Below are 10,209 nucleotides of genomic sequence, written 5' to 3'. Positions count from 1 at the left end.
GCTGGTGTCGCCCCCGGTGAGGGGGTTGGCGAAGCGACACGAAGTGCGCGCAGCCTGGGGGAGGGCCTTTACTCCGGGGTGATGTTGCCGCGCTGGACGACGCCGGCCCAGCGCTGTGCGTCCTTGGCGATCAGCCCCTGGAACTCGGCGGGCGCCGAACTCGCCGGCACCATGCCCTGCGCCTCGAAGGCGGTCGCCACCTCGGGCTGACGCAGGACGGCGCCGATCTCCTTGTTGAGCCGCGCCACCACCGGCGCCGGCGTGCCCTTGGGGGCCAGCACGCCGTACCACATGTCGACGTTGCCGCCCTGGATGCCGGCTTCGGCCAGCGTGGGCACGTCCGGCAACTGCGGCAGGCGCTTGTCGCTGCCGGTGGCGATGGCGCGCAGCTTGCCTGCCTGGATGTGCTGCAGCGCCACGTGCACCGGCAGGAACATGTAGTCGATGCGTCCGCCCAGCAGGTCGGTCACGGCACCGGCGGTGCCCTTGTAGGGCACGTGCAGCATCTCGGTCCCCGTGCTTTGCGCCAGCAGTGCCATCGACAGGTGGTGCGGCGTGCCCACGCCCGGCGTCGCATAGGTGAGCTTGCCCGGGCTGGCCTTGGCGGCCGCGACCACCTGCGCCACCGAGGTGGTCTTCTGTACGTTCGGGTTGGTCATCAGCAGCAGCGTGCCCCACGAGGTGAGCGAGACCGGCGTGAAGTCGGTGACCGGGTCGTAGGCCAGCGACTTGTAGAGGCTCTTGTTCATCACCAGCGTGTTCACCTGCACCAGCAGGGTGTAGCCGTCCGGCTTGGCGCGGGCCACCTTCTCGCTGCCGATGTTGCCGCTGGCGCCGGCCACGTTGTCCACCACCACCGGCTGCCCCAGCACAGAGGGCAGCCGTGCCGAGAGCTGGCGTGCGACCAGGTCGATGCCCGTGCCGGGCGTGTAGGGCACGACCAGCGTGATGGCCTGGTCCGGCCAGGCCTGGGCGGCTGCCGCGCTGGCGGCGAGCAGAACGGTGGCGGCGATCTTCTTGAGTGAATGCATGGCGAGGTCTCCTTGATCGTGGTCTGCGGGGTTCAGAGATAGGAAGGCCGCGCCTTCAGCCCGGCCGGGTCGTAGCCGGCGACGCGCTTGTAGTGGTCCGAGATGGCCTGCAGCTCCGCGGTGGCGATCACGTCCTCCAGCCGGTCGAAGCGCTGCCCGCCGGAGCGCTGGAACACCTCGCGCAGGATGGTGTCGGGCGGGTTGCTGCGGTTGGTCAGCACCACCTGCGTGGTGGCCTGCACCCGCACACGGTCGTAGTCTTCCAGCGCCGCGGTGCCCACGCCGAGCCGGCGCAGGGCGCCCGCGAGGTGGCGCGCGTCGATGATGGCCTGGCCGGCGCCGTTGGAGCCGCGCGGCACCATCGGATGCGCTGCGTCGCCCAGCAGCGTGAGGCGGCCGTGGGTCCACCTCGGCAGCGGGTCCTGGTCCACCATGGGGTATTCGAGGATCGCGTCCGAAGACTGGATGAGCGCCGGCACGTCCAGCCAGTCGAAGTGCCAGTCCGCGAACGCGGGCAGGAAGTCTTCGAGCCGGCCGGGGCGGCTCCAGTCCTGCAGCGCGGGCTGCGGTGCGTGGATCTCGGCCACCCAGTTGACGAGCTGGCGGCCTTCGGCGTCGACGTTGTTGCGGATCGGGTAGATCACCATCTTGCCCTGGTCCAGCCAGCCCGCGCGCACCATGCTCGCGCCCGAGAGAAAGGGCTTGTGCTTCGCCGTGCCGCGCCACATGTTGACGCCCGAGTAGCGCGGCGCGCCTTCGTTCGGGTAGAACTGCCGGCGCAGCGCCGAATGGATGCCGTCGCAGCCCACCGCGAGTGCGGCGCGCACCGGGGGCAGGGCCGTGCCGTCAGGGGCGGTGAAGCGGGCGGTGACGCCGCGGTCGTCCTGGTCGACGCCCGCGCAGCGGTGGCCGCAGACCACGGCATCCGCGCCGAGGCGCTCGCGCACCGCGTCGAGCAGCACGGTGTGCAGGTCGCCGCGGTGGATCGAATACTGGGGCCACTCGTAGCCGGCGGCAGTGCCCGCGGCCTCGCGGAACACCAGCTGCCCGTGCGAGTTGAAGAACACCGCCTCCTGCGTGCGCACGCCGACGGCGTCGAGTGCCGGCATCAGGCTCAGTTCGCCCAGCTCGCGCACCGCATGCGGCAGCAGATTGATGCCCACGCCCAGCGGCTTGAGCTCGGGCACGGCCTCGTACACACGGCACGGAATGCCGGCCTGGTGCAGGCTGAGCGCCAGGGTCAGGCCGCCGATGCCGGCGCCCAGGACGATGATGTCGGTGGATTGCTCGCTCACGTTGTCTCCGGGATTCGATTCGATGGACAGCCCGATTAAAGCGGCCCGGCACTCATCTGTGAAATTTAGATGTCGTATGGATTTATCATGAGTTCGCATGAATCTCTCGATGCGTCAGATGCGCGCCTTCCTGCACGTGGCGCGCATCGGCAACTTCACGCGGGCCGCCGAGCAGGCCCACATGACGCAGGCCGGCCTGAGTACCCTGGTGCGCGAGATGGAGCGCCAGATGGGCGCGCGCCTGTTCGACCGCACCACGCGTATGGTGGTGCTCACCGCTGCGGGCCGGCGGCTGCTGCCAGTGGTGGAGCGCGTGCTCGGCGACCTGGACGAGGTGACGAGCCGGCTCGGTGCGGAAGGCGACGAGGCGCGCCAGACCCTGCGCATCGCGGCGACGCCGCTGGTGTCGTCGCACCTGTTGCCGCAGGTCTTCGCCGGCTTCCGCGACGACCACCCGCGCATCCGGCTCAAGCTCTTCGATGCCGACCTGCGCGACGTGGAGGCGATGGTGGCTGCGGGCGAGGCCGACATGGGCCTGGGCTTCTTCTTCAAGGCGGCGCCGGGCCTGGACCGCATGCCGGTGGGGCGCTTCCAGCTCATGCGGGTGGCGCCGGCCGGCGCCGATGAATCCTGGCGCACATCCGGGCGTGCACCCGGGCGCGCCACCGGGCGCGTCGGAAGCGTGCCGTGGACGACGTTGCGGGGGAGCGAGTTGCTGGGCCTGCCGCCCGACAACCCGATCCAGAAGTTGATCGACAAGCACCTGGCGGCCATCGGCCAGGCCGACCCGGCGCGCCCCGCCTTCAACTTCTTCGGCACGTTGATCTCGATGGTCGAGGCCGGCTTCGGCATCGCCGTCATGCCGACCTTCGCCCTGGCGGCCTGCGAGCGGCACGCCGTGCGTACCGCGCTGCTGGTCAGGCCCAAGGTGGAGCTGGACTTTTACCGAATCACCAGGCGCGGCGTGCACGAGAGCGAGGCGATGCAGGCCTTCTGCCGCACGCTGGTCGAGGCGCTGCCGGCCCTGTCGAGCCCGGACGGCCTCAGAGCGTGAACTCGTAATCCACCGTGATCGGCGCGTGATCGCTGAACTTGATGGTCTTGAAGATCTGCTCGCTGCGCGCCAGCCTGGCGATGGCCGGCGTCGCCAGGTGGTAGTCGAGCCGCCAGCCCACGTTCTTGGCATAAGCCTGGCCGCGGTTGCTCCACCAGGTGTAGGCCTCGTCGGTGGTGTCGGGCTTGAGCATGCGGTACACGTCGACCAGCCCGGCGCCCTCGGCGCCTTCGTCGAGCAGGTTCGTCATCCAGGCGCGTTCCTCGGGCAGGAAGCCGCTGTTCTTCTGGTTGCCGCGCCAGTTCTTGAGGTCGATCTCCTTGTGGGCGATGTTGATGTCGCCGCACAGCACGAATTCGCGCTCGCGCTTGAGTGCCACCAGGTAGGGAAAGAAGCCCTTGAGGAACCGGAACTTCGCGGCCTGACGTTCCTCGCCCGAGGAGCCGCTCGGAAAGTAGCAGCTGATGACCGAGAACTTGCGCTTCGGCGTGTCGAAGCGCAGCTCGAGGTAGCGGCCCTCGGCGTCGAACTCCTTGTCGCCCCAGCCGATGATCACTTCGGTGGGCTCGTGCTTCGAATAGATGGCGGTGCCCGCGTAGCCCTTTTTCTCGGCGAAATGGAAATGGCCCTTCAGGCCGGCCATGGCCTCGAAGCGGCCTTCGATGTCGCTGGCCTGGACGCGGATCTCCTGCATGCAAATACAATCCGGCGCCAGCTCGGCCACCCAGTCGGCGACCCCCTTGGTCGCCGCCGAGCGCAGGCCGTTGAGGTTGAGGCTGGTGAGTTTGAACACGAGGACGATCCCGATGGCTGAAGAGGTGGCAATGGCAGGTGAAGAGGGCGCGATCGCGCAAGAGTTCGTGCAGTTCGCCATCGAATCCGGCGTGTTGCGTTTCGGCCAGTTCAAGACGAAGGCCGGGCGCATGAGCCCCTACTTCTTCAACGCGGGCCTGTTCGACGATGGCGCCAAGCTCGCGCGGCTGGCGGCATTCTATGCAGACCGCCTCATCGGCAGCGGGCTCGAGTTCGACATGATCTTCGGGCCGGCCTACAAGGGTATTCCCCTGGGTGCCACGGTCGCGGCGGAGCTGGCCCGGCGCGGCCGCAACGTGCCCTTCGCCTACAACCGCAAGGAAGCCAAGGACCACGGCGAGGGTGGCACCCTGGTCGGTGCGCCGTTGAAGGGCCGGGTGCTGATCGTCGACGACGTGATGTCGGCCGGCACGGCGGTGCGCGAGTCGATTGCTGCCATCCGTGGTGCCGGCGCCACGCCGCATGCGGTAGCCATTGCGCTGGACCGGCAGGAGAAAGCGACCGAGAACGGCGCCGATGTGGAATACAGCGCAGTTCAGTATGTAAGACAACAGCTTGGACTGCAGGTCGCGGCGATCGCGACGCTTGACGACTTGTTACAGTACCTGTCGGGCCGCGCGGACGACGCGTTGAGTGCCCACCGGCAGGGCGTACTCGACTACAGGGCTCGTTACGGCGCCGGTTGAACCCTCGTTGGAGATCGGCTTGGCCCCATCGCTGCAGCATCGACGCATCGGACCCCTGCTTCTCCTGCTGGCAACGGCGGGGGCGTCGCATGCCCAGCTTCAGACGGCGGGCGGGCCGGGCATCTATTCCTGTGTCGACTCCCGCGGCCGAACCATCACGGCCGACCGGCCGATCGCCGACTGTGCCGACCGCGAGCAGCGCGAGCTGGGCCCCAGCGGCACCGTGCGGCGCCGGCTCGAACCGACCTACACGGCGCGCGAGCAGGCCGAACGCGAGGACCGCGAGCGCCAGGCGCAACTGCAGGCCCAGCGCGTGCAGGAAGAACGCCGCCGCGAGCGCGCGTTGCTGATTCGCTACCCCAATGCCGCCGCGCACGACCGCGAACGCGCCGAGGCGCTGGTGCAGATCGACGCGGTGATCCAGGCTGCACGCAAGCGCCTGACCGAACTCGCCGGCGAACGCCGCACGATCGACGACGAGCTCGAGTTCTATGCCAAGGACGTCAACAAGGCGCCCGACTCGCTTCGCCGCAAGGCCGACGACAACAGCAAGAGCATGACGGTGCAAAACCGCTTCATCTCCGATCAGGAAGACGAGAAGAAGCGCGTCAACGCGCGCTTCGACGAGGAACGCGTGCGCCTGCGGGCGCTGTGGACCGGCACCGCGCCGGCCAGCACGCCCCGCTAGCCGCGGGCAGGACGGGCTCCGCGCGGCCGGGCGTTCTCAGCCCAGCCTTGCCTTCAGCAACGCATTGACTTCCGCCGGGTTGGCCTTGCCCTGGCTGGCCTTCATGACCTGACCGACCAGCGCGTTGAAGGCCTTGTCCTTGCCGGCGCGGTATTCGTCGATGTTCTTCTGGTTGGCCGCCAGCACGGTGTCGACGATTTTTTCGAGGGCGCCGGTGTCGCGCATCTGCTTCAGGCCCTTGGCCTCGATGAGCCGGTCGACGTCCTGGCCCTCGCCGGTCCAGAGCGCGTCGAACACCTGGCGCGCGGCGTTGTTCGACACGGTGCCGTCGGTGATGCGGCCGACGAGCTTCGCGAGCTGGGCTGCCGCGACCGGTGCCTGCGTGATGTCGATGTCCTGCAGGTTGAGCCGGCGTGCGATCTCGCCGGTGATCCAGTTGCTGGCCGGCTTGGGCGCGGCGCCTGCGGCCACCGCTTCGTCGAAGTAGCGGGCCAGGGCCGGGCTCTGCGTGAGCTGCGCTGCGTCGTAGGCCGACAGGCCATGCGCGCTGCCGTAGCGCTCGGCCATCGCGCGCGGCAGCTCCGGCATGGCGGCGCGCACGCGCTCGATCCACTCGGCGGCGATCGCCAGCGGCGGCAGATCCGGGTCAGGAAAGTAGCGGTAGTCGGCCGCGTCTTCCTTCGTGCGCATGGCGCGGGTCTCGCCGGTGTCGGGGTCGAAGAGCACCGTGGCCTGCTGGATGGCGCGGCCGTCCTGCAGCTCTTCGATCTGCCAGCGGATCTCGTAGTCGATCGCCTGCTGCATGAACTTGAAGCTGTTGAGGTTCTTGATTTCGCGCCGCGTGCCCAGCGGCTGGCCAGGCCGCCGCACCGACACGTTGGCGTCGCAGCGGAAGCTGCCTTCCTGCATGTTGCCGTCGCAGATGCCGATCCACGTGACGATCTTGTGCAACTCGCGCGCATAGGCCACGGCCTCGGCGGTGGAGCGCATGTCGGGCTCGGTCACGATCTCGAGCAGCGGCGTGCCGGCGCGGTTCAGGTCGATGCCCGACTGGCCGACGAAGTCTTCGTGCAGCGACTTGCCGGCGTCTTCCTCGAGGTGGGCGCGTACCAGGCGCACGGTCTTCTGTTCGTCGCCGAGGAAGAAGCTCACCGAGCCGCCTTGCACGACGGGAATTTCGTACTGGCTGATCTGGTAGCCCTTGGGCAGGTCGGGGTAGAAGTAGTTCTTGCGCGCGAACACGCTGCGCGGCGCGATCGTCGAGCCCAGCGCCAGGCCCAGCTTGATGGCGCGCTCGACGGCACCCTTGTTCATCACCGGCAGCGTGCCGGGCAACGCCAGGTCGACCGGCGAGGCCTGCGTGTTGGGCTCGGCGCCGAAGGCCGTGGAGGCGCGGCTGAAGATCTTGCTCGCGGTGGAAAGCTGGGCATGGGTCTCGAAGCCGATGATGACTTCGTAGCCCTGGACCAGCGGGCCGGTGGGGCGGCCTTCCTGCATGTGTTCGAAGCTGCTGCTCATCTCAAAACCCCTGGGGCGTTCGCTGGTGCCAGTCGGTCGCTTGCTGGAAGCGGTGTGCCGCATTGAGCAGCTTCGCCTCGCTGAAATAGTTGCCGATGAGCTGCAGGCCCACCGGCATGCCGCCGTCGAAGCCCGCCGGCACGCTCATGCCGGGCAGGCCGGCGAGCGAGGCGGGCAGGGTGAAGATGTCGGCCAGGTAGTCGGCCACGGGGTCGTCGCCGTGCTCGCCGAGCTTCCATGCCACGGTCGGGGCGGCCGGGCCGGCGATCAGGTCGCATTGCGCGAAGGCCTGGCGGAAGTCGTCGGCGATCATGCGGCGCACCTTCTGCGCCTGCAGGTAGTAGGCGTCGTAGTAGCCGTGGGACAGCACGTAGGTGCCGATCATGATGCGGCGCTTGACCTCGTCGCCGAAGCCTTCCTCGCGGGTCTTGGCGTACATGTCGGCCAGGTCGCGGTACTTCTCGGCCCTGTGGCCGAACTTGACGCCGTCGAAGCGGCTCAGGTTCGAGCTGGCCTCGGCCGCCGCGATGATGTAGTAGACCGGGATCGACAGCTCGGTGCGAGGCAGCGTGACCTCGACCCGCTTCGCGCCGAGCTTTTCGTATTCGGCCAGCGCCGCCTCGATGGCTGCACGCACGCCGGGCGCGACGCCGTCTCCGAGGAATTCGCGCGGCACGCCGATGCGCAGCCCTTCGAGCGAATCGCCCAAGCTGCGAGAGTAGTCCTCGGCCGGGCGATCGAGCGAGGTCGAATCGCGCTCGGGATCTGGACCGCACAGCGCAGACAGCATCAGCGCGCAGTCTTCTGCCGAGCGCGCGAAGGGGCCGGCCTGGTCCAGACTGGAGGCGAAGGCCACCATGCCGTAGCGCGAGGCGCGGCCGTAGGTCGGCTTGATGCCGGTCACGCCGCAGAAGGAAGCGGGCTGGCGGATCGAGCCGCCGGTGTCGGTGCCGGTGGCGGCCGGCACCAGGCGCGCGGCCACGGCCACGGCGCTGCCACCGGAAGAGCCGCCGGGAATGCGTTCGCGGTCCCAGGGGTTGCGCACGGGCACGGCATGGTCGAAGCCGATGGCGGGCACGGCCACGTTCTCGTTCGACGAGCCCATCGCGAACTCGTCGCAGCTCAGCTTGCCCAGCGTCACGGCGCCGGCCTCGGCCAGCTTGCGCACCACGGTGGCATCGAAGGGCGAGCGGTAGCCGGCCAGGATGCGCGAACCGGCGGTGGTCGGCTGGTCGGCGGTGACGAAGATGTCCTTGTGCGCGATCGGCACGCCGGCAAGGGCCGGGGCATTCCCGGTGGCGATCGACGCGTCGGCGGCGCGGGCCTGGGCCAGGGCGAGGTCTTCGTCGAGGGCGACGAAGGCGCCCAGGTCCTGGTGCTGGCGGATGCGGCCGATCTGGTGCCGGGCGGCCTCGACGGCAGAGACCTTGCGTTCGCGCAGCGCGGCGGCCAGCTCGGCGACGCCCATCCGGTGCAGTTCGGGGGTGCTGCTGCTCATTCGATCACCTTCGGCACCAGGAACAGGCCGCCTTCGACGGCCGGCGCGCTGCGCTGGTTGAGCTCGCGGCGGTTGGGCTCGCTGGCCACGTCGTCGGCCAGGCGCAGGGTCACGTCCTCGAAGGCGGCGACCGGGTGGGCGAGGGGCTCGACGCCCTTTGTGTCGACGGCCCGCATGCGCTCGACCAGGTCGAAGAAGCCGTTGATCTGGCCAAGCATGCGTTCGCTTTCGTCGGGCCCGAGCTCGAGCCGGGCGAGCGAGGCGATGCGCGCGATATCAGTGGAGGTGAGGGACATCGGAAGCTGCGAGAAAAATCAGGGCCCCGCGTGCCGATCAAGGGCGTTCTTTGCCCCTTGAAGGGGCTCGCCGGAGGCGGGAGGCGCAGGGAAGTCGGGTATTATCCCGCCTTTGCCGCAACCCCCGCGAACGCGCCGGCATTTGCTGCAAAACACCTATCCATCCGTCTAAAAACGACCCAAGCAAGAGGGCGACGGTCTGCCGACGCGCAGCCGTGCTCCAGAGGATTCACCCATGTTCGGAGCTTTCCGTCGGTACTTTTCGACCGACCTCGCGATCGACCTCGGCACCGCCAACACCCTGATCTTTGCCCGCAACAAGGGCATCGTGCTCGACGAGCCCTCGGTCGTGGCCATTCGCCACGAAGGCGGCCCGCACGGCAAGAAGGTCATCCAGGCTGTGGGCCGCGAGGCGAAGGCCATGCTCGGCAAGGTGCCCGGCAACATCGAGGCCATTCGTCCCATGAAGGACGGGGTGATCGCCGACTTCGTGATCACCGAGCAGATGATCAAGCAGTTCATCAAGATGGTGCACCCGCGTTCGCTGCTCACGCCCAGCCCGCGCATCATCATCTGCGTGCCCTGCGGCTCGACCCAGGTCGAGCGTCGCGCCATCAAGGACGCGGCCGAAGCAGCCGGCGCGACCTCCGTCTATTTGATCGAAGAACCCATGGCCGCAGCCATCGGCGCCGGCCTGCCGGTGTCGGAAGCCAGCGGCTCGATGGTGGTCGACATCGGCGGCGGCACCACCGAGGTGGGCGTGATCTCGCTGGGCGGCATGGTCTATAAGGGCAGCGTGCGGGTGGGCGGCGACCGCTTCGACGAAGCCATCATCAATTACATCCGCCGCAACTACGGCATGCTCATCGGCGAGCCGACGGCCGAAGTCATCAAGAAGAACATCGGCTCCGCCTTTCCGGGCTCCGAAGTCAAGGAGATGGAAGTCAAGGGCCGCAACCTCAGCGAAGGCGTGCCGCGCAGCTTCACCATCAGCAGCAACGAAGTGCTGGAAGCGCTGACCGATCCGCTCAACAACATCGTCTCGGCCGTCAAGAACGCGCTCGAACAAACCCCACCCGAGCTGGGTGCCGACATCGCCGAGCGCGGCATGATGCTGACCGGCGGCGGCGCCCTGCTGCGCGACCTCGACCGGCTGCTGGCCGAAGAAACGGGCCTGCCGGTGCTGGTGGCCGAAGACCCGCTGACCTGCGTGGTGCGCGGCTGCGGCATCGCGCTGGAGCGCATGGACCGGCTGGGCAGCATCTTCACCAGCGAGTAGGGCGACGCAGGGGGCCCCTTTGCATATCCGGCCGGCCCGTGTCAGCATCGG

At 68.6% G+C, this 10,209-nt stretch carries 10 protein-coding genes; 4 read left to right on the top strand and 6 right to left on the bottom strand.

The genetic code is table 11. The features are described 5' to 3' along the window. Positions 1-68: 68 nt before the first annotated feature. Entirely contained in the window at positions 69-1,031 is a 963-nt protein-coding gene (locus B0W80_RS27790) for a tripartite tricarboxylate transporter substrate binding protein (RefSeq protein WP_077002390.1), read from the bottom strand. A gap of 32 nt (positions 1,032-1,063) precedes the next feature. Further along, entirely contained in the window at positions 1,064-2,326 is a 1,263-nt protein-coding gene (locus B0W80_RS27785) for a flavin-dependent oxidoreductase (RefSeq protein WP_077002389.1), read from the bottom strand. A 97-nt stretch (positions 2,327-2,423) separates the two neighbouring features. On the opposite strand from B0W80_RS27785, the gene B0W80_RS27780 reads away from it, so the two are divergent. Further along, positions 2,424-3,380: a LysR family transcriptional regulator gene (locus tag B0W80_RS27780; RefSeq protein ID WP_077002388.1), complete on the top strand. Its 957-nt coding sequence runs from the start codon at positions 2,424-2,426 to the stop codon at positions 3,378-3,380. On the opposite strand, the gene B0W80_RS27775 is transcribed toward B0W80_RS27780, so the two are convergent. Continuing rightward, positions 3,370-4,173 (bottom strand): exodeoxyribonuclease III, encoded by an 804-nt coding sequence (locus B0W80_RS27775; protein ID WP_077002387.1) that lies wholly within the window; start codon positions 4,171-4,173, stop codon positions 3,370-3,372. The two genes, B0W80_RS27780 and B0W80_RS27775, sit on opposite strands and share 11 nt — an antisense overlap. Before the next feature lie 13 nt (positions 4,174-4,186). Between B0W80_RS27775 and pyrE the strand changes: the two genes are divergently transcribed. Both pyrE and B0W80_RS27765 read left to right on the top strand, forming a co-directional pair. Then, positions 4,187-4,879, top strand: coding sequence for an orotate phosphoribosyltransferase (pyrE, locus tag B0W80_RS27770; RefSeq protein ID WP_077002386.1), 693 nt, complete (start codon positions 4,187-4,189; stop codon positions 4,877-4,879). Between the two features lie 19 nt (positions 4,880-4,898). Further along, positions 4,899-5,567 (top strand): DUF4124 domain-containing protein, encoded by a 669-nt coding sequence (locus B0W80_RS27765; protein WP_083745682.1) that lies wholly within the window; start codon positions 4,899-4,901, stop codon positions 5,565-5,567. Between the two features lie 36 nt (positions 5,568-5,603). Here the strand turns inward: B0W80_RS27765 and gatB are convergent, their stop codons facing one another. The 3 genes from gatB to gatC are packed head-to-tail and all read right to left on the bottom strand — an operon-like array spanning position 5,604 to position 8,879. Next, entirely contained in the window at positions 5,604-7,085 is a 1,482-nt protein-coding gene (gene gatB, locus B0W80_RS27760; protein WP_077002385.1) for an Asp-tRNA(Asn)/Glu-tRNA(Gln) amidotransferase subunit GatB, read from the bottom strand. Position 7,086: 1 nt separating this feature from the next. Beyond that, entirely contained in the window at positions 7,087-8,583 is a 1,497-nt protein-coding gene (gene gatA, locus B0W80_RS27755; RefSeq protein WP_077002384.1) for an Asp-tRNA(Asn)/Glu-tRNA(Gln) amidotransferase subunit GatA, read from the bottom strand. Continuing rightward, a complete protein-coding gene (gatC, locus tag B0W80_RS27750; RefSeq protein ID WP_077002383.1) occupies positions 8,580-8,879 on the bottom strand; it encodes an Asp-tRNA(Asn)/Glu-tRNA(Gln) amidotransferase subunit GatC in 300 nt (99 codons plus the stop codon). The genes gatA and gatC overlap by 4 nt, the downstream gene beginning before the upstream one ends. A gap of 235 nt (positions 8,880-9,114) precedes the next feature. Here gatC and B0W80_RS27745 point away from each other — a divergent pair, with 235 nt between their 5' ends. After that, entirely contained in the window at positions 9,115-10,158 is a 1,044-nt protein-coding gene (locus tag B0W80_RS27745; RefSeq protein WP_077002382.1) for a rod shape-determining protein, read from the top strand. The last annotated feature ends 51 nt before the right edge of the window (positions 10,159-10,209 follow it).

The organism is Variovorax sp. KK3 (genome assembly GCF_001984055.1).
GTDB lineage: Bacteria > Pseudomonadota > Gammaproteobacteria > Burkholderiales > Burkholderiaceae_C > Variovorax.
The sequence above is the reverse complement of the archived record's forward strand: the minus strand, read 5'-3'. Positions and strand labels throughout refer to the sequence as shown.

What these genes read in the sequence shown, in the direction of transcription:
- B0W80_RS27745 (WP_077002382.1), top strand. Translation starts at nt 9,115, where the DNA reads ATGTTCGGAGCTTTCCGTCGGTACTTTTCGACCGACCTCGCGATCGAC.
- gatC (WP_077002383.1), bottom strand. Translation starts at nt 8,879, where the DNA reads ATGTCCCTCACCTCCACTGATATCGCGCGCATCGCCTCGCTCGCCCGG.
- gatB (WP_077002385.1), bottom strand. Translation starts at nt 7,085, where the DNA reads ATGAGCAGCAGCTTCGAACACATGCAGGAAGGCCGCCCCACCGGCCCG.
- pyrE (WP_077002386.1), top strand. Translation starts at nt 4,187, where the DNA reads ATGGCTGAAGAGGTGGCAATGGCAGGTGAAGAGGGCGCGATCGCGCAA.
- B0W80_RS27790 (WP_077002390.1), bottom strand. Translation starts at nt 1,031, where the DNA reads ATGCATTCACTCAAGAAGATCGCCGCCACCGTTCTGCTCGCCGCCAGC.
- gatA (WP_077002384.1), bottom strand. Translation starts at nt 8,583, where the DNA reads ATGAGCAGCAGCACCCCCGAACTGCACCGGATGGGCGTCGCCGAGCTG.
- B0W80_RS27780 (WP_077002388.1), top strand. Translation starts at nt 2,424, where the DNA reads ATGAATCTCTCGATGCGTCAGATGCGCGCCTTCCTGCACGTGGCGCGC.